The sequence below is a fragment of the Actinoplanes sandaracinus genome, from assembly GCF_030009775.1.
Taxonomy (GTDB): domain Bacteria; phylum Actinomycetota; class Actinomycetes; order Mycobacteriales; family Micromonosporaceae; genus Actinoplanes; species Actinoplanes sandaracinus.
In genome coordinates, this window is sequence record NZ_JASCTH010000002.1 from 339,559 (window position 1) to 362,099 (window position 22,541).

Genomic DNA, 22,541 nt, shown 5'->3' on the forward strand with positions numbered 1-22,541 from the left:
CCTTCCCTACCCGCGTGCCCCCCGCGGTTACTAGCCGGCCGCGGCTCTCGCTTTCCAGACTGACCTAGGTCAGCCCTTCATCAGCTCGTGCGCGTTCTTCTCGAGGTCCTCGAGGCCACCGCACATGAAGAAGGCCTGCTCCGGGTAGTTGTCGTACTCACCCTCGGCGATCTTCTTGAACGCCTCGATGGTCTCCTTCAGCGGGACCGTCGAGCCGGGGACGCCGGTGAACTGCTCCGCCGCGTAGGTGTTCTGCGACAGGAACCGCTCGATGCGGCGAGCCCGCTGCACCGTGACCTTGTCCTCTTCGGAGAGCTCGTCCATACCGAGGATGGCGATGATGTCCTGCAGGTCCTTGTACTTCTGCAGGATCCGCTGCACCTCGCGGGCGACCGCGTAGTGCTCGGCACCGACGAACTCGGGGGCGAGGATCCGCGAGCTGGAGGCCAGCGGGTCCACGGCCGGGTAGATGCCCTTGTCGGAGATCGACCGCTCGAGGTTGGTCGTCGCGTCCAGGTGGGCGAAGGTGGTGGCCGGCGCCGGGTCGGTGTAGTCGTCGGCGGGCACGTAGATCGCCTGCAGCGAGGTGATCGCCTTGCCACGGACCGAGGTGATCCGCTCCTGGAGCTCGCCCATCTCGTCGGCCAGCGTGGGCTGGTAACCCACGGCGGACGGCATGCGGCCGAGCAGGGTGGAGACCTCGGAACCGGCCTGGGTGAACCGGAAGATGTTGTCGATGAAGAGCAGCACCTCCTGGTTCTGGACGTCCCGGAAGTACTCCGCCATGGTCAGAGCGGTCAGGGCGACCCGCAGACGGGTGCCCGGCGGCTCGTCCATCTGGCCGAAGACCAGGGCGGTCTTGTCGAGAACGCCACCCTCGTCCATTTCCAGGATGAGGTCGTTGCCCTCACGGGTGCGCTCGCCGACGCCGGCGAACACCGAGGTGCCACCGAAGTTACGGGCGACTCGGATGATCATCTCCTGGATGAGCACCGTCTTGCCCACGCCCGCGCCACCGAACAGGCCGATCTTCCCACCACGCACGTACGGCGCGAGCAGGTCGAGCACCTTGATGCCGGTCTCCAGCATCTCGGTCTTCGGCTCGAGGTCGGCGAACGCCGGCGGCTTGCGGTGGATCGACCAGCGCTCCTGGATGTCCAGCGTCGACGGGTCGACGTTGAGCACCTCGCCGAGGGCGTTGAACACGTGGCCCTTGGTCACGTCACCGACGGGCACCGAGATCGGCGCGCCGGTGTCGGTGACCGCGGAACCGCGGACCAGACCGTCGGTCGGCTGCATCGAGATGGCGCGGAGCAGGTTGTCACCCAGGTGCTGGGCGACCTCCATGGTCAGCTTCTTCGTGCCGCCGGAGAGGGTGACCTCCACGTGCAGCGCGTTGAAGATGGCCGGAATCGCGTCACGGGGAAACTCGACGTCGACGACCGGGCCGATGACCCGGACGACGCGGCCGACAGCGGTCTCCGCCTTAATGGGCTCAGCAACAGCAGTCATCACACATCACTTCCCGCCGCGGCCAGCGCGTTGGCGCCGCCGACGATCTCACTGATTTCCTGGGTGATCGCAGCCTGCCGCGCGGAGTTCATCTCGCGCGTGTACCGCTTGAGCAGGTCGTCGGCGTTGTCCGACGCGCTCTTCATCGCCCGCCGGCGCGAGGCCGACTCACTGGCCGCCGAGTCAAGCAGCGCCGCGTAGAGGCGCGTGTTGAGGTACTTCGGCAGCAGCGCGTCGAGCAACTCGTCGGCGTCCGGTTCGAACTCGTAAGCGGGGCGCAGGCCCGGCTCCTCGTCCTGTACCTCGACCTGCACGGGCGCCAGCGGCTTCGCGTTGGCGCTCTGGGTCATCAGGGACTTGAACTCGGTGCTCACGATGTGCAGCTCGTCCACGCCCACGATGTTCTCCGGGCCGTACGTGCCGTCGCCCTCGGAGCCCGCGGCGAACGCCTCGATCAGCGCGTCACCGATGCGCTTGGCGTCGGCGAACGACGGGCGCTCGGAGAAGCCGGTCCAACTGGCCGCGACCGGCCGGTTCCGGAACTTGTAGTAGCCGAGACCCTTGCGGCCAACGATGTACACCGCGACATCCTTGCCCTCCGACTTCAGCCGAGTGATCAGCTGCTCGGCGGTGCGGATGGCGTTGGCGTTGTAGGCGCCGGCCAGGCCCCGGTCACTGGTGATCAGCACGACACCCGCCCGCTGGACGCGCTCACGCGCGACCAGCAGCGGGTTGTCGACCGAAGCGTTGGCAGCCAGGGCGCCCAGGACCTTGGCGATGGCCTCCGAGTACGGCCGGGAGGCGTTCACCCGCTCCTGCGCCTTGGCGATCCGGCTGGTGGCGACCAGCTCCTGCGCCTTGGCGATCTTCTTGGTCGACTTGACGGTTTTGATACGCCGCCGCAGCGCCTGTACCTGACCGGCCATGACTAGCTACCGCTCTCGGTCGAGCCGCTCTGGAAGACCTTCTTGAACTCGACGACGCCGGCCTTCAGGCTCTCGATGTTGTCGTCGCTCAGCAGGTTCGTCGACTCGATCGCGGTGTAGACGTCGCTCTTGTGCTGCTTGAACCACTGCAGGAACTCCTGCTCGAAGCGGCGCACGTCACCGACCGGGATGTCGTCGAGCTGCCCGGTGGTGCCGGACCAGATCGAGATGACCTGGTCGACCGTCGAGTACGGCGAGTACTGCGGCTGCTTCAGCAGCTCGACCAGGCGGACGCCCTTGTCGAGCTGAGCACGCGACGCCTTGTCCAGGTCGGAGGCGAAGGCCGAGAAGGCCTCCAGCTCACGGAACTGGGCCAGGTCGAGGCGCAGACGGCCGGAGACCGTACGCATCGCCTTCACCTGCGCCGAACCACCCACGCGGGACACCGAGGTGCCGACGTTGATGGCGGGACGCACACCCGAGGCGAACAGGTCCGACTCGAGGAAGATCTGACCGTCGGTGATCGAGATCACGTTGGTCGGGATGTAGGCCGAGATGTCGTTGGCCTTGGTCTCGATGATCGGCAGGCCGGTCATCGAGCCCGCGCCCAGCTCGTTGGAGAGCTTGGCGCAACGCTCCAGCAGGCGGGAGTGCAGGTAGAAGACGTCACCGGGGTACGCCTCACGGCCCGGCGGGCGGCGCAGCAGCAGCGACACGGCGCGGTACGCCTCGGCCTGCTTCGTCAGGTCGTCGAAGACGATCAGGACGTGCTTGCCGTTGTACATCCAGTGCTGTCCGATGGACGAGCCGGTGTACGGGGCGATGTACTTGAAGCCGGCCGGGTCGGACGCCGGTGCGGCCACGATGGTCGTGTACTGCAGAGCGCCCTGCTCCTCCAGCACGCCGCGGATGCTGGCGATGGTGGAGGCCTTCTGGCCGATCGCGACGTAGATGCAGCGGACCTGCTTCTCCGGGTCGCCGGAGTCCCAGTTCGCCTTCTGGTTGATGATCGTGTCGAGCGCGACCGTGGTCTTACCGGTCTTGCGGTCGCCGATGATCAGCTGGCGCTGGCCACGGCCGATCGGCGTCATGGCGTCGATCGCCTTGATGCCGGTCTGCAGCGGCTGCTTCACCGGCTGACGGGCCATGACGTTCGGCGCCTGCAGCTCGAGCTCGCGGAAACCTTCGTTCGCGATCTCGCCACGGTCGTCGATCGGGTTACCGAGGGCGTCGACCACACGGCCCAGGAAGGCGTCGCCCACCGGGACGGAGAGGACGCGGCCGGTGCGCTTGACCGGCTGGCCCTCCTCGATCTTCGTGTAGTCACCCAGGATCACGGCGCCGATCTCGCGGACGTCGAGGTTCAGGGCGACGCCCAGAGTCCCGTCCGCGAATTCCAGCAGCTCGTTCGCCATCGTCGAGGGCAGGCCCTCGACGTGCGCGATGCCGTCGCCCGCATCGGAGACGATGCCGACCTCTTCGCGCGTGAGATCATGCGTAGCGGACGAGACGTAGCGCTCTAGCGCCCCACGGATCTCATCCGAGGAGATGGTCAGCTCGGCCATCCTCTGCCTTCTCTGTCTAGCTCGGGACGTCACCGCCGCCGAGGGGGCTTCTCGATCGGAGTCGAGGGGAAAAGACTATTTAGCGAACGCCTGCTTGGCTGCGTTCAGCCGGCGCAGGATCGTGCCGTCGTAGAGATCGGAACCGACCCGGACGCTGACACCGCCGAGAACAGCGGGCTCGACGTCGACCTTCACCGAGACCTGACGGCCGTAGATGGAGGCCAGTTTCGCGCCCAGTGCCTGCTCTTCGGCGTCGGTGAGCGGCTTCGCCACCGTCACATACGCCACCTCGCGGTCACGCTTCGCGGCAGTCGTCTCGACCAGCCGGGCCAGTGAGGCCTCGAAGCCACGACCACCGAAACCGGTGAGCGCGACCTCGGCGAGGCGGCCGGTGGCCACGTGCACCTTGCCCTTGAGCAAGTCCTGCACCAGCTTAACGCGCCGATCGACCGGAGCACCGGCGTCACTGAGCGTGACCGCCAGCGTGGAGTCGCCGGAGACGATCTGACCGAATCGGAACAGCTCGTCCTCGACCTCGGCCAGCTTGCCGTCCCGCTCCGCCGCGTTGAGCAGGGCTTCGACACCCAGCCGCTCGGTGGCGTCGAGCAGGTCGGCCGGACGGGAGAACCGGCCGGCGACCAGAGCGGTCAACGCGTTCATCGCACTGTCGGAAAGCTTGCCCGCCAGCAGCGACTTCAGCAGCCCGGCACGGTCGGTGCCGGGACGGGACGGGTCGGTCAGCGCACGCCGCAGCCGGGGCTGGGCCCGCAGCAGGCCGGCCACCGACAGGATCTCGTCGGCGATCGTCACCAGCTGCGGGGCCGTGGCCGACGCGGTGTTCGCGGCGAGCCGCTCCGACGCCTCGCCGTAGGCCTCGCGGCTTACGCTCGACGTCATCAGCGCCGCCCGGCCGTCGTGTCGAGGTCGGCGATGAAGCGCTCGACGGTGCCACGGGTGCGGGCCTCGTCGGCCAGCGCCTCGCCGACGATCTTGCTGGCCAGGTCGACCGCGAGCGTGCCGACCTCGGACCGGAGTTCCCGGACGATGGACTCACGCTGGGCGGACAGCTGCTCGTTGCCGGCCGCGATGATGCGGTCCGACTCCTCGCGGGCCTTGGCCAGCACATCCTGCCGGATGCCTTCGGCGTCGGCCCGGGCCTCGTCGCGGATGCGAGCGGCTTCGGTACGAGCCTCGGCCAGCTGCGTCTTGTACTGCTCGAGCAGCTGGTTGGCCTCGGCCTGAGCGGCCTCGGCGCGCTTGATGCCGCCCTCGATCGCGTCCACCCGCGCCTGGAACGTCTTCTCCATCTGCGGGAAGACGAACTTGATCAGCACGAAGCAGAGCACCGCGAAGGCCACCGAGCCAACGACGATCTCTTCCCAGACAGGAATGATCGGGTTGTGCGGTTCTTTGGCACCCTCAGCAGCAAGATAGGTGAGCATGGAGACCTCCCAACGAGGTGGAAAGGACTACTGGCCGGCCCAGATGAAGCCGAACGCGATGCCCAGCAGGGCCAGCGCCTCGATGACGGCGAAGCCGATCCAGACGAACGGCAGGGTCAGACGGGACGACTCGGGCTGACGGGCGGTGGCCTGGATGTAGGCCGAGAAGACCAGACCGACACCGATACCGGGGCCGATGGCCGCGAGGCCGTAACCGATGGCGGCGGTGCTACCGACAACTTCGGCGACAAGCATTCTCAGTTCCTCCTGGTATCTCGCGTGACTATCACGCGGGACGACAAACGGGGTGTGACTAGTTCGGTACTACTCAGTGCTCGTCGGCGAGCGAACCCTGGACATAGCTCGCGGTCAGCACTGTGAAGACGTAGGCCTGGAGGCAGATCACCATGAACTCGAGGAAGGTGATCGCAATGGTGAGCACCCAGGAGAGAACCGAGACGGGCGCCAGCCAGACGTTCTCGCTGAGCATCGCGAACCCGCCGAGAGTAAACACGAGCAACAGCATGTGGCCCGCGAACATGTTGGCGAAGAGACGCACCGCCAGCGAGAACGGCCGAACGAGGAAGTTCGAGAAGATCTCGATCGGCACCAGCAGCGGCAGGATACCGAGCGGCGCGTTCGGGACCACCGCATGCTTGAAGTACGCGATGCCGTGCTTCTTGATGCCGATGTAGATGAACATCACGTAGCTGATCACCGCAAGAATCGCGGGGAAGGCGATGTGCGACATCGGCGAGATCTGCACGAGCGGCAGGATGCCGAAGAAGTTGTTCACCAGAATGAACATGAAGAGCGTCGTCAGGTACGGCGCGAACCGCACGCCCTGCGGACCGATCATGTCGACGGCGATGTTGTTCCGCACGAAGCCGTAGAGGCTTTCGGCGAGCCACTGCTTCTTGGTCGGTACGAGCTGCGGCTTCCGGTACGACATCAGGAAGAAGACGATGATCGCCGCGACCGCGACCCAGACCAGCACTGTGATCTTGGTGAACCAGTAACCGTGTTGGTTCCACGGCAGGATGCTGGGCAGGTAAAAGTCCTCGACGCTGGGCGGGAACGCCGCCGCGAGGACCGTCGACTGACTGATCACCTTGGCCCTTTCCTGTCAGGCGCCGAGCCGGCGCACGATGAGGTACACACCACCGGCGACCCCGAGGACAGCGCCGATGCCGGCGAAGATGCCCGTGGTTCCGACGAAGTGGTCTACAAGCCAGCCGATCCCGCCCCAGGACAAGATTCCCGCGATGAGATACGACAGTGCGGTCATCCCCGCACCCGAGTCGGGAGGCGGGTCGGAACCGTCGTCACCGCGAGATTCTGAAGGTGGTTTCTGGCCGGTCATGACGGCCCGAACGATATCAGCAGGAAACACGAAGCTAAGCGGGACCCCCCGCACAACCGTGGTTGTCCAGGCGTCAGGGGTCTCGCAACTGTGTGGACACGGTACTCCTGTCGCGCCAGATCGGAACACGGCGCGAGCGAAGAGGTCACCGAATCGTGGCGGCGTGACCGATTCCCCCTTCGCTGACCAGCGGCGATGAGGTGCGCTAGATCACTCTGCGCATGGTCCGCCGGTGTACCCACCAGGCCTGCACGCCGGTCCAGACGACCACCCCGGCGATGATGCCGTAACCGAGCGCCATCCACCCCGGCCACTTGATGTTCACGCCGATGGCCAGGATGACTCCCAACAAGGAGTATTTGACCACATAAGTAAGCATTCCGAGCGGCAACAGCAAAGCCGGCCGCACCGTGTCCGCCCAGGCGATGACCAGCGTGGACATCGTGTAGCTGATCGTCACGATCAGAACTCCGGCCGCCGCGCCCACGGCCGAGTCGGCCCCGCCCGTGAAGAAGCCCACCGACGCCGCGCAGAGCAGCAGCGCGGTCGAGACCCCGGAGAGCAGGGGCAGGTGCTCGATCCGCCAGCTCGGGTCCTGGGGCGCGGGCTCGGCCGGAGCCTCAGTGGCCGGATGCTCCTCGGGCGGCAGCTGGCTCACCATTACCTCCCCTGGCGTTCCACCGTCGAGGCCGACAGCGGCGGGTCACGTTATCACCGCGCCCGGATCGCCCCGGAAACACGTCCACCTCCGGTTATTCATCGTTCAGGTGACGTTCCCGGAATCCTTTCCGAAAATTCGAAAGGCGTCGTACTTCACCGGGCGAACGCCGAATCCGCCGACGATTCCGTGTCGAGTGGATAAGGCGGGAAGGCGCACACCATCTCGGCCACCTCGGCGGCCGCCTCGCGCAGAACCTCCTCCCCGGCCGGGGAGTCCACACCGTCGCGGACCACCCGGCCGATCAGGTCGGCGATCCGCCGCATCTCGTCCTCGCGCATCCCCTGCGACGTGACACTCGGCGTGCCGACCCGCACACCCGAGGTCACTGCCGGGCGCTCCGGGTCGTACGGCACCGGGTTCTTGTTGAGGGCGATGCCCGCCCGCGCGCAGCGGGTCTCGGCGTCGCGCCCGGTGATGCTCAGCTCGCTCAGGTCGAGCACCGCGAGATGGGTGTCGGTGCCGCCGGTGACCGGGCGCATCCCCTCGCACGCGAGGCCGGCGGCGAGGACCCTCGCGTTACGGACCGTCTGGTTCGCGTACCCCCGGAAGGCGGGCGTGCCCGCCTCGCGGAAGGCGACCGCCTTCGCCGCGATGGCATGCATCATCGGACCGCCCTGAGCGAACGGGAAGACCGCCTTGTCGATGCGCTGCGCCAGCTCGGCACGACAGAGGATCATCCCGCCGCGCGGGCCGCGCAGCGCCTTGTGGGTGGTGCCGGTGACCACGTCGGCGTGCGGCACCGGCGAGGGCACCGCCCGGCCGGCCACCAGGCCGATGAAGTGAGCGGCGTCGACCAGCAGGTAGGCGCCCACCTCGTCGGCTATCTCCCGGAACAGGGCGAAGTCGATCAACCGGGGGTACGAGGTGGCGCCGCACACGATCACCTTGGGCCGGTGCGCCAGCGCCAGGTCGCGGACCTCGTCGTAGTCGATCTCCTCGGTGTCCGGGGCGACCCGGTAGGCGATCGGATGGAACCACCGGCCGGAGAAGTTGGCCCGGCTGCCGTGGGTGAGGTGCCCGCCATGCGGGAGCCCCATGGCGAGGACCACGTCGCCGGGCTCGGCGAGGGCCGCGTACGCCGCCAGGTTCGCCGACGCCCCGGAGTGCGGCTGCACGTTGACGTGCTCCGCGGCGAACAGGCCCGTCGCGCGCTCGACGGCCAGCGACTCGGCCCGGTCCACCTGGGCGCAGCCGCCGTAATAGCGCTGCCCGGGATAGCCCTCGGCATACTTGTTCGACAGGGTGGAGCCGAGTGCCGCCAGCACAGCCGGCGACGCGAAGCTCTCGCTCGCGATCAGCTGCAGAGTGCCCCGCTGCCGGGCCACCTCGCCGACGAGTACGGCGGCGATCTCCGGATCGTCGCGCTCCAGTGCCGTGAAGTCCGGACCCCAGAAGGTGCCCACCTGGCCTCCCGAGATCGAGGAAGTGGCCGGTTCGAGCATATGGCTTCGAGGGGTCGGTTCGTGGGCACAGTCTTCACTACGGGGTTACTTCGGTTTTCCGCCACGGGGAGACACAGGCATGCGCTACCTCATCACCGGAGCCACCGGCTACATCGGCGGCCGCCTCGCCCCCCGGCTGCTCGACGCCGGTCACCAGGTGCGCTGCCTGGCACGCAGCGCGGCCCGGCTCCGCGACGCCCCGTGGGCCGGCCGCGCCGAGATCATCGAGGGCGATCTCACCGATCCGGCGACGTTGCCGGCCGCCTTCCGGGACGTCGACGTCGCCTACTTCCTCGTCCACTCCCTCGGCCGGCCCGACTTCGAACGACTCGACCGGGAGTCGGCCCGGAACTTCGCCGCCGCGGCCCGGGCCGCCGGTGTCCGCCGGATCGTCTACCTGGGCGGCCCGGAACTGCCGCCCGGCGACCGGCCGTCCCCGCACCTGCGCTCGCGCGCCGAGGTCGGCCGGATCCTGCTGGACAGCGGCGTGCCCACGGTGGTGCTCCGGGCCCCGGTGATCATCGGCTCCGGCTCGGCGTCCTTCGAGATGCTGCGCCACCTCACCGAACGCCTGCCAGCCATGATCACTCCACGGTGGGTGAAGAACAGGATCCAGCCCATCGCGGTACGGGACGTGCTGCGTTACCTGATCGGCGCGGCGACCCTCCCGCCCGAGGTCAACCGCGGCTTCGACATCGGCGGCGCCGACGTGCTCACGTACGCCGAGATGATGCAGCGCTACGCCCGGGTGGCCGGCCTGCCCCGCCGGATCGTCATCCCGGTACGGGTGCTCAGCCCCTGGCTCTCCGCGCACTGGGTCGGCCTGATCACCCCGGTCCCGAACGCCATCGCCCGCCCCCTCGTCGCCAGCCTGGTCCACGAGGCGATCGCGCACGAGAACGACCTGGCCGCGCTGCTCCCGGGACCCGCGCCACTGGGTTTCGACGAAGCGGCACGTCTCGCGCTCGGCCGGATCCGCGAAGCCGACGTGGAGACCCGATGGTCCAACGCCGCGGGCGGGGACGCCGCCGCCGAGCCGCTGCCCAGCGACCCGGACTGGTCGGGCGCCAGCGTCTACGTCGACGAGCGGTCCCGCCCGGTGACCGCGCCCGCCGACCGGCTGTGGCGGGTCATCGAGGGCGTCGGCGGCGAGAACGGCTGGTACTCGTTCCCGCTCGCCTGGTCCGTCCGCGGCTGGCTGGACCGGCTGGCCGGCGGGGTCGGGCTGCGCCGCGGCCGGCGCGACCAGCACCGGCTGCGCGTCGGTGAGGCGCTGGACTGGTGGCGGGTCGAGGAGATCGAACCCGGATCGCTGCTGCGCCTGCGGGCCGAGATGCGGGTTCCGGGCCGGGCCTGGCTGGAGATGCGCGCCGAGACCGACGGCGACGGCAGAAGCGTCTACCGGCAGCGGGCGGTGTTCCTGCCGCGAGGGCTGGCCGGGCACCTGTACTGGGCGGCGGTGCTGCCCTTCCACGGCATCGTCTTCAACGGCATGGCCCGCAACATCACCCGCACCGCGGAGCAGTCGCCGCGGGGGTGAGAGCCGCGGGTGAGAGCCGCCGCGGCGGTCAGGCGGCGGCGCGGGACAGCCGGTCGCGGACGGCCAGCCAGTCCTCGGTCTGCGGCGGCTCCTGGACCAGGATCGTCGCGACCCCGGCGTCGTCCAGGCGGTGCAGGGCGGCGTACAGGTCGGCGGCGTACTCCCGGGGATCGGCCGACAGGATCTCGGTGCCCTCGCTCCCCTCGTACGCCAGAACGCCGATCGGCTCCGCCAGGCCGGACCGGTCCAGGTCGCGGACGTCCTTGCAGAGGATGACCTCGGCGCGCGGCGCGTAGTGCCGCCGGCTCATGCCCGGCGACGGCCGGGCCGCGCCGTCCACGGTCTCGGCGTCGGGCAGGGTGATCGTCCCGATCGCGTCGCGCAGCACCCGCAGGCCGAGCGCGCCCGGCCGCAGCAGTCGCGGCACGTCACCGGTCAGGTCCAGGACGGTCGACTCGATGCCCCACGAGCAGACGCCGCCGTCGAGCACCAGCGGCACGTCCGGCAGGCTGCGGAGCACGTGCCCGGCGGTGGTCGGCGAGATGCTCTCGGAGCGGTTGGCGCTGGGCGCGGCCAGCGGCAGTCCGGACGCCCGCAGCAGGTCGAGGGCGACCGGATGGGCCGGGACCCGCACCGCGACGGTGTCGTTGGCGGCGCCGATGCCGGGCAGACGCGCGGCCCGGCGCACCACCAGGGTCAGCGGGCCGGGCCAGAACCGGGCCGCGAGGTCGTCGGCGAGATCGGGCCATTCGTCGGAGAGAGAACGAGCCGCCGCCACGTCGGCGACATGCACGATCAGCGGGTTCCAGCTCGGCCGCTGCTTCAGCCGGTAGATCTCGCCGACCGCCTTCTCGGAGAACGCGTTCGCGCCCAGGCCGTAGACGGTCTCGGTGGGAAACGCCACCACCGAGTCGGCGCGCAGGATCTCCACCGCCCGCCGCAGTCCCTCGGCGTCGGGCCGCACCACCGAGGTCACGGCAGGAGAAGCGCGGCGAGAGGCATCGTGGTGTCCTCGATCTCATCGGCGACCCGCTGGAACGTCTGGTCGCCGCGACCCCACGGGTCGTCCAGATCGTCGCCGGCCTGCGGGGACTCCGAGCCGCGCAGCCCGGCCACGGCCTCGACGATCGCGGTCCCGCGGGCGTGCACCGCGTCCGGCGCCGGCTCGGCCGGCGGCAGCGCGGCGCCGTCGACCGCGCCGAGCAGGCGGCCGAACTCGCCGAGCACGAACGTGCGGGAGGCCGCTTCGGGGCGCAGCGCCACCACGTAGTCGTACTGGTCGACGGTGGCCGTGAGGATCAGGTCGGCCTCGTCGATGAAGTCACCGCGCAGCTTGCGGGCCAGGAAGTTCTCGTCGGAACCGCGGCGGGCGCGGACCAGCCGGGCGGCCGGCGGGTTCATCTGCTCGCCCTCGTGCCAGCCGCCGGTGCCGGCGCTGACGCTGCGCAGCAGTTGCGCGCCGTCGGCGTCACCGGCGCGCTCGCGGACGGCGCGGGCCAGCAAGCGCTCGGCCATCGGGGACCGGCAGATGTTGCCCATGCAGACGTGCAGGACGGTGAACGGCGGCAACTCAGTCCTGCCCATCGGTGATGTCCGGAACCACGTCACGAAGCTTCCCGAGCGGGATCGCGCCGGCCCGGAGCACCCTCGGCACATCGCCGGTGACGTCGACGATCGTGCTCGGCGCGGGGTCGGCGGCGGGGCCGGCCTCCAGGTAGACGCGGACCGCGTACTCCAGTTGGTCGCGGGCCTCGTCGGCGGTGAGCGGGGCGGGCGAGCCGAGCTTGTTGGCGGTGGTGACGGCCATCGGGCCGACCTCGCGCAGCACTTCCAGAGCGACCGGGTGCAGCGGCATCCGCACGGCCACCGAGCCCCCGGTGTCTCCGAGGTCCCACTGCAGGCTGGGCGAGTGCTCCACGATGATGGTCAGCGCACCCGGCCAGAACGCGTCGGCCAGTTCCCGGGCCGCCCGCGGCAGCGAGTAGACCAGCCCGTCCAGCGTGTGCCGGGAGCCGACCAGCACCGGCGGCGGCACCCGGCGGTCGGAGCCGCGGGCGTGATGGAGCTGGGTGATCGCGTGGGTGGCGAACGCGTCGGCGCCCACCCCGTAGACCGTGTCGGTGGGAAAGACCACGAGCTCGCCGCTCTTGGCCGCCTCGACGGCGGCGGCTATGCCACGGTCCCGGTCCGCGACGGTGGCGCAGTCGTAGAGCATCACGAGATGCAGTGTGCCATGCGGCGGGAGAAGGCCCTACCGGCGGCGGGCGGTCGCGTAACGGGGACGGCCGGTGAAATCGTCGTGCGCCGTCACCTCATCGAACCGCCCGTCCGCGCGCAGCAGGGCGGGAACCGTCTCGCCGTGCACGTCATCGTGCTCGATGCCGACTGACCCACCCGGTCTGAGCAGGGCGGCGGCCAACGCGATGACCGGCCGGATCACCGTCAGCCCGTCACCGCCGCCGAAGACGGCCTCCGCCGGGTCGTGGTCGGCGACCTCCGGCGGGACCTCGGTGCCGTCCGGCACGTACGGCGGGTTGCAGAGCAGCACGTCCACCTGACCGTGCAGATCGGACAGCAGCCCGGGTTCGGTGACGTCGCCCGCCACCACCTCGACGACCGGGAACGCGGCGGCGTTGCGGCGCAGCCAGGGCAGCGCGGCCGGCGACCGCTCCACCGCGATCACCCGGCCGGCCGCGGTCTCGTCGGCGACCGACACCGCGATCGCCCCGCTGCCGCTGCACAGGTCGACCACCAGGGCGCCGGGCGCGGTCCGCTCCACTCCCCAGCCGGCCAGCAGCTCGGTCTCCGGCCGCGGCACGAACACGCCGTCGCCCACGGCCAGCTCGACGTGCCGGAACGCGGCCGTACCGAGCAGATGTTGCAACGGGACGCGCCGGCGCCGGCGGGCCACCAACTCGCGGAACCGGTCCACCTCGCCGGCGCGGATCGAGTCGATCAGCAGCAGCCGGCCACGGGACACCCCGAGCACATGCGCGACCAGAAGTTCCGCGTCGACCCGCGGCGACGCCACCCCGGCCTTCGAGAGATCGGCGGTGGCCGCTGCCAGCTCCGGGGCCAGCCGTACCCGATCCGTGCCCTCGCAGGGGTGTTCGTGTCGCGGTGTCACGGCATAATCATGGAACGTCGCGCACGCGGGGTCGCCGGCGACCCGCCGATGCCGTGGGAGGCGCCTGGTGAGTTGGTTGGACCAGCTCGCGGAACATGTCGAGGATCTGCGCCGTGCCGGGGACCTGCAACAGCACGGCCAGTCCGCGCCTGCTCTGCCGATCCTCGACGCGGTGCTCGCCTCCGCGTCCGATCCCGCCACCCGGGCTTACGCGCTGGTCCAGCGCTTCGGCGCCCTGATCAACCTGGGCCGGGCGGGCGAGCTGGCGGCCGCGATGGCGGCCGCCTCCGAGGCGGTCCGCGAGGTTCCCGACCCCTATCTGCGCGGGCAGATGCACGCCTTCGCCGCGCTCGGCGCTCATCTGCAGAGCAACCTGGACCGTGGCGTCACCCACCTGGTCCAGGCGTCCCGGGCGCTGGCCGCGGTGCCCGAGCGCGACTCGGAGACCGCCTGGGGCTGGCACGACCTCGCCATGGCGTACTCATACCTGGGTTTCCACGGTCAGGCGCTGACCGCCATCGAGCAGGCGCGGGAGGTCGGCGCCAGCGCGGGGCTGGCGTCGGAGGTCTTCGCCGCTCCCGGCATCCGGCTGCGCAACGCCGTCGCCCTGGACCACCAGGGCGACACCGACGGCTGCCTGCGGGTGCTGCGCGACATCGACGCCGAGCTGTCCCGCTACCTCGCCACCGACCAGCTGCGGCCCGGCAGCCGCACGGTGTACGGCTACGCCCTCGCCCGCCGCGCCGCCCTGGGTGACGCCACCGCTTCCGACGCGGCCCGCTGGCTGACCGGCGGCGGTGACAGCGCCCGCACCCGTGACCTGCGGCACCTCGGCTCGGTCTGCCTGTCCATCGCGGCCCGCCGCCCGCAGCAGGCGCTGGCCATGCTGGAGGCGGTGCCGGTCTCCGCCGAGGTGCTGGGCGCTCCGGAACCGGCCCGGCTGCGCAGCATCTGTCACGCCAGCGCCGGTGACCACGCCGCCGCGCACGCCGCCGACCGGTACGCGTTCCGCCTCGCCGCCCTGCGCATCGACCAGCTCCGGGACGGCTATCTCGACGGGGTGGCCGCCCGCCTCGACGCGCAGGAGACGCACCGTGATCCCGGCCGCTACGGCGACGAGACCCTGGCCGACCCGCTCACCGGCCTGCCCAACCGCCGCCAGCTGGAGCGGTACGTGGACTCGCTGCTGGCCCGTGGTGAGCGGGCCGCCATCGGCGTCTGCGACGTGGTCGGCTTCACCACGGTGAACATGCGGCACGGCCGGCATCTCGGCGACCTGGTGCTGCAGCGGATCGCCGGGGTGCTGCACCGGGTGATGCGGCGCGGTGACTTCGTGGCCCGGTTCGCCGGTGACGAGTTCGTGCTGGTCCTGCCGGGAGCCGGCCCGCACCAGGCCGCCGAGGTGTCACGGCGGATAGGTTCGGCCGCCATGGCGGAGAACTGGCAGGCTCTGGTGCCGGGCACCCCGATCGGGCTGGCCTCGGGCTGGTCGGAGGTGGGCGCCAACGGGCGTGGGCTGAGCGCCGCCCTGGCCGCCGCGGCCGCCGGCAGGAAACCGACGTGAGCGTGTCCGTGATCGATCTCGGCGATGTCAGCGACCCCTCGGCGAGGCTGGACGAGTACCCGCCGGCCCGCCGTCACGAGTTCGACCGGGCCACCCTGCGCCGGCTGACGACGGCCGTGATCGCCGGCGTGTGCGCGCTGCTGCTCGGTGGCTCGGCGTTGCCCGGCCCGCCCGTCCTCCGCGAGGTGTGGTCGGTTCCGTTCAGCGACAACGACTCCATGTCGGCGCAGGGGGGCCTGCTCTTCGTGAATCGCGCCGTCACCGGCGGGTCCGAGTTGACGGCCTACGACATGGCGACCGGCGCGCTCCGCTGGACCCGCGCGAGCGACGAGAGCCCGGTCTGGATCGACGCCGCGACCCAGCCGGGTGTGATCCTGCTGCCCAGCGACGAGCAGGTGACCGCGCTCACGCTCGAGGACGGCAGTGTCGTCTCGTACGCCTACGGGGGCACCCTCACCGCCATCGACCCGGCCACCGGCAACAGGTTGTGGGAGCGGCCGGGCATGCAGGTCTACGGCGACGACGGCGACAAGGTGCTGCTGCATGAGAGCGGCGGTGACGGCCAGATAACCGCGTTCCGGCTGGTCGGCGCCCGGGACGGGTCGATCGTGTGGGAACAGCGCGCGCCCGCCGGCGTCGACCGCGTGGAGGTCCAGTCGGAGAACGGGGTCGCGGCCCACATCGTCACCGCCACCCCCACCGGCGAGATCACCGTGCTGCGCTACTCCGACGGGACCACGGTGGCCTCCGCGCAGGTCCCGTGGAGCCCGACGTCGTCGTCCGACGGCACGGGCAGCATGATCGCCACCGCGCCCGGCCTGGTGATGGTTCTGCACATCACCCGGGACACGAACACGGTGACCGCCTACCGGGCGACCACCCTGGAGGAGCTCTGGACGCGGGAGTTCACCGACTCGGCGCATGTGCAGGACTGTGGCCCGGTTCTCTGTGTCGGCGGCGGCAACTTCTTCACGGCGGTCGACCCCGCGACCGGCGAGGCGCGCTGGTCCGGTGACGGCAACGCGGCCTTCGGGTTGCTCCTGCCGAACGACCGGCTGCTGGTGAGCGGCAACGACGACGCCCCCCAGCAGACGATCGTCGACGTGGCCACCGGCCGGCCGGTCGGTGGCGCCGGCCGCGGCCGGCTGCTCTACCGGGACGACCGGACCGGCGCGCTGTTCCTGCTCCGCGGCCTCTTCCCGGACCTGAACCGGATGGCGGTCAGCCGGCTCGACCCGGTCACCGGCCGGGCCGTGACACTCGGCGCCCTCCCGATCAGAGACGACCGCTTCTGCACCGGTGAGGGACGCTATCTGGCCTGTCAGGTGGAAACCACTCTGACGGTCACTGCCGTCGGCTGAGCTCCGGGTCCCCGGCCAGCCGGGCCGCCCGGTCCGCGTCGGCGAGCGCGTCCAGCACCCCGTCCAGTTCGCCGCCGAGCACCAGATCCAGGTTGTAAGCGGTGTAGCCGATCCGGTGGTCGGTGATCCGGTTCTGCGGGAAGTTGTAGGTGCGGACCCGCTCGGAGCGGTCGACCGTGCGCACCTGGGCCTTACGGGAGTCGGAGGCCGCCGCGTTCGCAGCCTCCTGGGCCTGCACCAGCAGCCGGGAGCGCAGGATGCGCATTGCCGACTCCTTGTTCTGCAGCTGGCTCTTCTCGTTCTGGCAGCTCACCACGGTGCCGGTGGGCAGGTGGGTGATCCGCACCGCGGAGTCGGTGGTGTTGACCGACTGGCCACCGGGGCCGGACGAGCGGTACACGTCGATCCGCAGGTCGCCGGGCTCGATGTGGACGTCGACGTCCTCGGCCTCGGGCAGCACCAGCACGCCGGCCGCGGAGGTGTGGATGCGGCCCTGCGACTCGGTGACGGGCACCCGCTGCACCCGGTGCACGCCGCCCTCCCACTTCATCCGGGACCACACGCCGTGACCGCCCTCGGGCACGCCCTTCGTCTTGACCGCGACCGAGATGTCCTTGACGCCGCCGAGGTCCGACTCCTGCGAGTCGATCACCTCGACCACCCAGCCGCGGCGCTCCGCGTACCGGGTGTACATGCGCAACAGGTCACCGGCGAAGAGCGCGGACTCCTGGCCGCCCTCGCCCGCCTTGATCTCAATGATCACGTCCTTGGCGTCGCTGGGGTCACGCGGCATCAGCATCTCGCTGAGCTTCTCCTCCAGCGCCGGTATCACCGCGGCGACGGCCTCGACCTCGGAGGCGAACGCCGGGTCCTCGGCGGCCAGCTCCTTCGCGGCGGCCAGGTCGGCACGGGCCGCCTCCAGCTCCTGGTGGGTGGTGTTGAGCGGCGCCAACTCGGCGAAGCGGCGGCCGACCCGCCGGACCAGCGCCTGGTCGGCGTGGATCGAGGGGTCCTCCATCCGCTTTTCCAGGTCCGCGTACTCGGCGAGAAGGGCGCTCAAACGGTCGTTGCTCATCGAACTCTCCCAAGCGGTGGATGCGGACCCACATGCGAACGGCGCCCGCCCCGGAGAACCGGGACGGGCGCCGTTGAAGCAGTTACTTCTTCTTCGCGGCAGTGACCTTGGCGTACTTCGCCTGGAACTTCGCGACCCGGCCCGCGGTGTCGAGGACGCGCTGCTTGCCGGTGTAGAACGGGTGGCAGGCGCTGCAGGTCTCGACGCGGATCTCGCCGCCCTTGGCGGTGCTGCGGGTGCTGAAGGTGCTGCCGCAGGAGCAGACGACCTCGGTCGTCGTGTACTCGGGGTGAATGCCGCTCTTCATGTCTTCTCGGTCCCTCTCAGATGTTCGGGCCGCCGGGTCGTCTTCCTGATGGAGAGACGTGAACCGGAACCCCTACTGGCCGATGTACCAGTCTGCCATGCCTGACATACCGACCGGAAATCAGGAGGCGCAACTGGATTCACGCTGGTTAACGTGAGCGTCCCTCCTGACATTCCCACCCCTGGAAGGCACTCCCATGACGCTGCTCCACGACGTCCTCGATCCGGGCGAGCTGACCGCCGCGATCGACAACGGCCTGGTGCGCCCGCAGCGTCATCCCACCCGGCCCTTCGTGATCTACAACTACACCGAGGCCTGCCAGTACAGCGGGGCCTGGACGCCGGTCACGCTGGCCTGCCGCGGCCTGGTGGTGGACTCGGACGGCCGGATCGTCGCGCGGCCGTTCCCGAAGTTCTTCAACCACGACCAGCCGCAGGCGCCGGTGCTCGACCCGGGCGCGCGGGTGTCGGTCACCGACAAGGCCGACGGCAGCCTGGGTGTGATCTATCACGATGGCTCCGGTTACGCCGTCGCCACCCGGGGGTCCTTCGCCTCCGACCAGGCACGGCACGCCACCGAGGTGCTGCGCGCCCGGTACGGCGCGTTCGTGCCCCCGGCCGGCCTGACCGTGCTCGTCGAGATCGTCTACCCGGGCAACCGGATCGTCATCGACTACCAGGGCATGGACGACCTGATCCTGCTCGGCGCGGTGGAGATCGCGACGGGCCGCAGCCACGGGCCGGCAGCGGTCCCGGACTGGCCGGGCCCGGTGGTCGAGACGTTCGGTTACGCGACGCTCGCCGAGGCGCTCGCCGCCCCGCCGCGTGACGGGCAGGAAGGACTGGTCGTCCACTTCACCGAGGCCGATCAGCGAGTGAAGATCAAGTACGCCGACTACGTGCGGCTGCACCGCTTGGTGACGGGGCTCACGCCGCGCACCGTGTGGGACATCCTCGCCAACGGCGGCGACCTGGAGGCGCTCACCGAGCCGCTCCCGGACGAGTTCCACGTCTGGGTCCGCGGCATCGCCGACGAGCTCATCGCGGCGGTCGACGCACGGGCGGCCGCGGTCGAGGCCGCCTACGACAAGATCGTCGCCGGGATGCCGGACGGCTGGGGCCGCAAGGAGTTCGCGGCCGCGGCGCTGCGCACCGAGTACCGGGGTGAGCTGTTCCTGCGGCTCGACGGCAAGGACTACCGTCCCGGCCTGTGGCAGCGGGTGCGGCCGGCCGGCGATCGCACCGGATGGGAAAACGAACAATGACGCGACTTCTGATCACGCGCGGCCTGCCCGCGTCCGGCAAGACCACGTTCGCGCGCAAGCTGCAACCGGACGTGGTCCGGGTCAACCGCGACGACCTGCGGCGCATGCTGCACGGCCGGCGTCTCTTCACGCAGCACTCCGAGTCGCAGGTGACGCACGCCCAGCGCGCGTCCGTGGAGGCGCTGCTGCGGGTCCGGGCGAGCGTCATCGTCGACGACACCAATCTGCGCGCCAAGACGGTCCGGGAGTGGGCTGAGATGGCCGCCCGGTTCGACGCGTCGTTCGAGGTGCACGACTTCACCGACGTGCCGGTCGACGAGTGCGTCCGGCGCGACGCCGACCGGCCCGAGGACGAGCGGGTCGGTGAGGACGCCATCCGCCGGATGCACGGCCGCTATCTGGCCGGCAAGAACCTGCCGCTGGCGGTGCCGTTCGTCGACCGCGGCGGGCCCGGCGTCGTCTACCGGCCCGACCCGGACCTGCCCGAGGCGGTGCTGGTCGACATCGACGGGACGGTCGCGCTGATGGCCGGCCGCAGCCCCTACGACTGGGGCCGGGTCGGCGAGGACGAGCCGAACCCGGCGGTCATCACCGCGGTCCGGGCAATGCACGCGGCCGGCCACGCGATCGTCTTCTGCTCCGGCCGCGACGCGGTGTGCCGCGCCGAGACGGAGGCATGGCTCGACCTGTTCGTCGGCGTCCCGTACGAGGCGTTGTTCATGCGTGCCGAAGGCGACAGCCGGAAAGACTCGATCGTCAAGCGGGAGATCTTCGACCAGGAGGTCAGGGATCGCTGGCGGATCGTCGGGGTGTTCGACGACCGTCAACAGGTGGTACGCATGTGGCGGCAGCTCGGCCTGACGGTCTTCCAGGTCGCGGAGGGGGATTTCTAGGGTGAAGTATCCGCGGACGTTCCATCTTCCCGATTCACCGGGAGCGACCGCCGACGACCGGATTCAGCACGATCTGTCCTGGCTGGACGGCGAGATCGTGGTAACCGAGAAGATGGACGGCGGGAACCTCACCTTCACCCGCGACACCATGTTCGCCCGCTCGCTCGACTCCGGCACCCAGCCCTGGGACCGCCCGGCCAAGGCGCTGTGGGCGATGACCGCCTACCGCATACCCGACGACTGGCGTGTCTGCGGCGAGTCCATGTGGGCTCGCCGCAGCGTCGCCTACACCGACCTGCCCGGCGTCTTCCTGGTCTTCGGCATCTGGGACGAGACGAACACGCTGCTCGGCTGGGACGACACCGTCGACTGGGCCCGCCGCCTCGAACTGCCCGTCGTCCCGGTCCTCTACCGCGGCGGCAGCCTCTCCGAGGCCCGCGCCGCCTGGGCCGCCCGGCACAGCCCGGAAACCTCCGAAGGCTTCGTCGTCCGCGCCGCCGGCCGCATCCCCGCGTCCGATTTCGATCACAAGGTCCTCAAGTGGGTCCGCTCCGACCACGTCCGCACCGAGGCCTCCTGGCGCCACCGCGACGACTTCGCCCTCAACGAATTCGCCTGACGGCTTCCCGACCCCTCACGCCGCGGCCGAGGCTGCCCCCTCATGCCCTCGCTGCCGCGGCTCTCCCCTCATCCCCTCGCTGCCGCGGCCGCCGCGCGCCTCTCACCCTTCCCTTTCATGTACGCCTACCGAACGGCCCCGCGCTTCCCCGCAAAGTCCACCGTGGTCACGGCCGCAGCGCGGGCGTCTCGACGAATTCGCGCGATGGTCATCCCGAAACTCGACACCCGCTGCGGGTGTACTTCACACCCGCAGCGGGTGTCGAAAGTATTCAGAAGTAGCCAGCCAACACCCGCCTCGGGCGAACCCTTCAGGCCGACCGCCCTCGCGGCAAGCCCGCCGGCGCGGGCAGGGAAGGGACAGCCACGATCACGGAATCGGCCGTGCCGCAGTAGCGGGCGCGGTGGCTGGCGACAGGGTGGCCTGAGTGGTGATTTCGGTCACTGCCTACCGAGGGTTGCCGGGCGGAGCGGTTCGCCGCCCGCGCCACGGACCGGGTGGGGAGCGGGACGTCGCGCGAGGTGGCACCTAGGGGCCGTTCGGTGGCCGTACGAAAGTGGGGAAAGGCGTCAGCCCGGGAAGGCCCGGCGGGGACAGCGGGTGCCGTGCTGCGCGAGGAACGCCGCCTCGTCGTCGAGGTAGAACGCGGGCCGTTCGTCGAACTCGTCGTAGTAGCGGTGGAAGACCGGCGTGAGGCCGCCGGAGATGGGTGGGACGATCCAGGTCCAGTCGGCGGGGACGCGGCGGCCGGCCTTCTCCTCGTTGCGCAGGTGGGTGATGAAGCGCTGCGACTCGGTGTGGTGGTCGCTCATCTTGACGCCGGCGACCTCGAAGCTGTGCAGGACGGCACGGTTGAGCTCGACGAGGGCACGGTCGCGCCACAGGGTGGATTCGCGGCTGGTGTCGAGGTCCATCCGTGCGGCGACCAGCGGCAGCAGGTTGTAGCGGTCGGCGTCGGCGAGGTTGCGCGCACCGATCTCGGAGCCCATGTACCACCCGTTGAACGGGGCCAGCGGATAGTGCACGCCGCCGATGGTGAGGCGCATGTTGGAGATCGCCGGTACCGCGTGCCAGCGCAGCCCCAGTTCGGCGAACCACGCGAACTCGGGATGGCTGAGCGGCACCTCGCGGATGGCGCGTTCCGGCAGCTCGTAGACGCGGACCCCCTCGGACGGCGTCTCGATCACCAGCGGCAGGACGTCGAAGGCCTCGCTCTTGCCCCGCCAGCCGAAGCCGCGCACGGCCGAGGTGAACCCGACCTGCTTCGGGTCGCCGACGGCGCTGCCGTCCTCGGTGCGGTACCCGGCGTAGCGGATCAGCTGGTCGTTCCACACGCGGGCGTAGGGCTGGCCGGGCTGGGCGGCCGCGAAGATGCTGATCACCGGCCGGATCTGCCCGGTCCCGGCGGTCTGGAGGTGTTGCACCAGCAGCGAGTAGATCTCGTCGGCGGTGCGGGCTCGTCGCCGGTCCAGCACCATTAGGCTGCGCCAGTAGAGGCGCCCGATGCACCGGCTGGCGTTGCGCCAGGCCATCTTCGCGCCGTGGGTCAGTTCGTCGGTGGTGTGCACGTACGTGCCGGTGGCGGCGACCTGGGCGCGGACGATGGCGAGCCTGGGCTCGACCGGTCCGAGCCTGGGATTCTCGGTGTAGCAGCGGCGCAGGAACTCCTCGGCTTCGCCGGGGTCCACCGGTGAGCTCGGATCCCATGGCTCGGCCGGGCAGTCCCGGTAGCCGGGCACGATCATCGAGCGCCTCCGGATTTTTGAGGATGGGGATACCGGAGGTTCGCACGGCCCTTGATGGGCTGAATCAGACAAGCT

At 70.3% G+C, this 22,541-nt stretch carries 23 protein-coding genes; 6 read left to right on the forward strand and 17 right to left on the reverse strand.

Annotated elements, in window-relative coordinates:
• Nucleotides 1-69: 69 nt before the first annotated feature.
• From atpD to QLQ12_RS04200, 10 genes are all read right to left on the reverse strand, one after another.
• A complete protein-coding gene (gene atpD / locus QLQ12_RS04155) occupies nucleotides 70-1,512 on the reverse strand; it encodes a F0F1 ATP synthase subunit beta (RefSeq protein ID WP_407651404.1) in 1,443 nt (480 codons plus the stop codon).
• Nucleotides 1,512-2,438: a F0F1 ATP synthase subunit gamma gene (locus QLQ12_RS04160; RefSeq protein ID WP_282757173.1), complete on the reverse strand. Its 927-nt coding sequence runs from the start codon at nucleotides 2,436-2,438 to the stop codon at nucleotides 1,512-1,514. Before QLQ12_RS04160 ends, atpD begins: the two co-directional genes overlap by 1 nt.
• A gap of 2 nt (nucleotides 2,439-2,440) precedes the next feature.
• Complete coding sequence (gene atpA, locus QLQ12_RS04165; protein ID WP_282757174.1) at nucleotides 2,441-4,003, reverse strand: F0F1 ATP synthase subunit alpha; 1,563 nt, start codon at nucleotides 4,001-4,003, stop codon at nucleotides 2,441-2,443.
• Nucleotides 4,004-4,078: 75 nt separating this feature from the next.
• Nucleotides 4,079-4,900: a F0F1 ATP synthase subunit delta gene (locus QLQ12_RS04170; RefSeq protein WP_282757175.1), complete on the reverse strand. Its 822-nt coding sequence runs from the start codon at nucleotides 4,898-4,900 to the stop codon at nucleotides 4,079-4,081.
• Nucleotides 4,900-5,445 (reverse strand): F0F1 ATP synthase subunit B, encoded by a 546-nt coding sequence (locus tag QLQ12_RS04175; RefSeq protein WP_282757176.1) that lies wholly within the window; start codon nucleotides 5,443-5,445, stop codon nucleotides 4,900-4,902. The genes QLQ12_RS04170 and QLQ12_RS04175 overlap by 1 nt, the downstream gene beginning before the upstream one ends.
• A 27-nt stretch (nucleotides 5,446-5,472) precedes the next feature.
• Nucleotides 5,473-5,700 (reverse strand): ATP synthase F0 subunit C, encoded by a 228-nt coding sequence (locus QLQ12_RS04180; RefSeq protein WP_282757177.1) that lies wholly within the window; start codon nucleotides 5,698-5,700, stop codon nucleotides 5,473-5,475.
• 73 nt (nucleotides 5,701-5,773) lie between these two features.
• Nucleotides 5,774-6,556: a F0F1 ATP synthase subunit A gene (atpB, locus tag QLQ12_RS04185; RefSeq protein ID WP_282757178.1), complete on the reverse strand. Its 783-nt coding sequence runs from the start codon at nucleotides 6,554-6,556 to the stop codon at nucleotides 5,774-5,776.
• Nucleotides 6,557-6,571: 15 nt separating this feature from the next.
• Nucleotides 6,572-6,733 carry an AtpZ/AtpI family protein gene (locus tag QLQ12_RS04190; RefSeq protein WP_239143765.1) on the reverse strand — a complete coding sequence of 54 codons (162 nt, stop codon included), beginning with the start codon at nucleotides 6,731-6,733 and terminating at the stop codon, nucleotides 6,572-6,574.
• Between the two features lie 280 nt (nucleotides 6,734-7,013).
• Entirely contained in the window at nucleotides 7,014-7,466 is a 453-nt protein-coding gene (locus QLQ12_RS04195) for a hypothetical protein (RefSeq protein WP_407651405.1), read from the reverse strand.
• A gap of 155 nt (nucleotides 7,467-7,621) precedes the next feature.
• Nucleotides 7,622-8,932: a serine hydroxymethyltransferase gene (locus tag QLQ12_RS04200; protein WP_282757180.1), complete on the reverse strand. Its 1,311-nt coding sequence runs from the start codon at nucleotides 8,930-8,932 to the stop codon at nucleotides 7,622-7,624.
• 118 nt (nucleotides 8,933-9,050) lie between these two features.
• Here QLQ12_RS04200 and QLQ12_RS04205 point away from each other — a divergent pair, with 118 nt between their 5' ends.
• Complete coding sequence (locus QLQ12_RS04205; protein WP_282757181.1) at nucleotides 9,051-10,511, forward strand: SDR family oxidoreductase; 1,461 nt, start codon at nucleotides 9,051-9,053, stop codon at nucleotides 10,509-10,511.
• 28 nt (nucleotides 10,512-10,539) lie between these two features.
• Here the strand turns inward: QLQ12_RS04205 and QLQ12_RS04210 are convergent, their stop codons facing one another.
• Genes QLQ12_RS04210 through prmC form a run of 4 tightly spaced genes read right to left on the reverse strand, consistent with a single transcriptional unit; the run spans nucleotide 10,540 to nucleotide 13,638 of the window.
• On the reverse strand, nucleotides 10,540-11,487 hold the full coding sequence (locus QLQ12_RS04210) for an L-threonylcarbamoyladenylate synthase (protein ID WP_282757182.1): 948 nt from the start codon (nucleotides 11,485-11,487) through the stop codon (nucleotides 10,540-10,542).
• Entirely contained in the window at nucleotides 11,484-12,080 is a 597-nt protein-coding gene (locus QLQ12_RS04215) for an arsenate reductase/protein-tyrosine-phosphatase family protein (RefSeq protein WP_282757350.1), read from the reverse strand. Before QLQ12_RS04215 ends, QLQ12_RS04210 begins: the two co-directional genes overlap by 4 nt.
• 1 nt (nucleotide 12,081) lies before the next feature.
• The gene (locus QLQ12_RS04220) at nucleotides 12,082-12,726 is read right to left on the reverse strand and encodes an L-threonylcarbamoyladenylate synthase (RefSeq protein ID WP_282757351.1); all 645 of its coding nucleotides are present in this window, start codon (nucleotides 12,724-12,726) and stop codon (nucleotides 12,082-12,084) included.
• A gap of 36 nt (nucleotides 12,727-12,762) precedes the next feature.
• Entirely contained in the window at nucleotides 12,763-13,638 is an 876-nt protein-coding gene (gene prmC, locus QLQ12_RS04225) for a peptide chain release factor N(5)-glutamine methyltransferase (RefSeq protein ID WP_407651406.1), read from the reverse strand.
• Nucleotides 13,639-13,705: 67 nt separating this feature from the next.
• Here prmC and QLQ12_RS04230 point away from each other — a divergent pair, with 67 nt between their 5' ends.
• Together QLQ12_RS04230 and QLQ12_RS04235 are read left to right on the forward strand one after the other, a co-directional pair.
• A complete protein-coding gene (locus tag QLQ12_RS04230; protein WP_282757183.1) occupies nucleotides 13,706-15,202 on the forward strand; it encodes a GGDEF domain-containing protein in 1,497 nt (498 codons plus the stop codon).
• Nucleotides 15,199-16,563, forward strand: coding sequence for an outer membrane protein assembly factor BamB family protein (locus QLQ12_RS04235; protein ID WP_282757184.1), 1,365 nt, complete (start codon nucleotides 15,199-15,201; stop codon nucleotides 16,561-16,563). The genes QLQ12_RS04230 and QLQ12_RS04235 overlap by 4 nt, the downstream gene beginning before the upstream one ends.
• Here QLQ12_RS04235 and prfA read toward each other — a convergent pair.
• Together prfA and rpmE are read right to left on the reverse strand one after the other, a co-directional pair.
• Nucleotides 16,547-17,638: a peptide chain release factor 1 gene (gene prfA / locus QLQ12_RS04240; RefSeq protein WP_282757185.1), complete on the reverse strand. Its 1,092-nt coding sequence runs from the start codon at nucleotides 17,636-17,638 to the stop codon at nucleotides 16,547-16,549. The two genes, QLQ12_RS04235 and prfA, sit on opposite strands and share 17 nt — an antisense overlap.
• Before the next feature lie 82 nt (nucleotides 17,639-17,720).
• Nucleotides 17,721-17,945 (reverse strand): 50S ribosomal protein L31, encoded by a 225-nt coding sequence (rpmE, locus tag QLQ12_RS04245; protein ID WP_282757186.1) that lies wholly within the window; start codon nucleotides 17,943-17,945, stop codon nucleotides 17,721-17,723.
• Nucleotides 17,946-18,141: 196 nt separating this feature from the next.
• On the opposite strand from rpmE, the gene QLQ12_RS04250 reads away from it, so the two are divergent.
• The 3 genes from QLQ12_RS04250 to QLQ12_RS04260 are packed head-to-tail and all read left to right on the forward strand — an operon-like array spanning nucleotide 18,142 to nucleotide 20,721.
• Nucleotides 18,142-19,209, forward strand: a complete 1,068-nt coding sequence (locus QLQ12_RS04250; RefSeq protein ID WP_282757187.1) for an RNA ligase — start codon at nucleotides 18,142-18,144, stop codon at nucleotides 19,207-19,209.
• Nucleotides 19,206-20,102, forward strand: a complete 897-nt coding sequence (locus QLQ12_RS04255; protein WP_282757188.1) for a phosphatase domain-containing protein — start codon at nucleotides 19,206-19,208, stop codon at nucleotides 20,100-20,102. The genes QLQ12_RS04250 and QLQ12_RS04255 overlap by 4 nt, the downstream gene beginning before the upstream one ends.
• Nucleotide 20,103: 1 nt before the next feature.
• Complete coding sequence (locus tag QLQ12_RS04260) at nucleotides 20,104-20,721, forward strand: RNA ligase family protein (protein ID WP_282757189.1); 618 nt, start codon at nucleotides 20,104-20,106, stop codon at nucleotides 20,719-20,721.
• 569 nt (nucleotides 20,722-21,290) lie between these two features.
• Here QLQ12_RS04260 and QLQ12_RS04265 read toward each other — a convergent pair.
• On the reverse strand, nucleotides 21,291-22,466 hold the full coding sequence (locus tag QLQ12_RS04265) for a nitric oxide synthase oxygenase (protein ID WP_282757190.1): 1,176 nt from the start codon (nucleotides 22,464-22,466) through the stop codon (nucleotides 21,291-21,293).
• Between the last annotated feature and the right edge of the window lie 75 nt (nucleotides 22,467-22,541).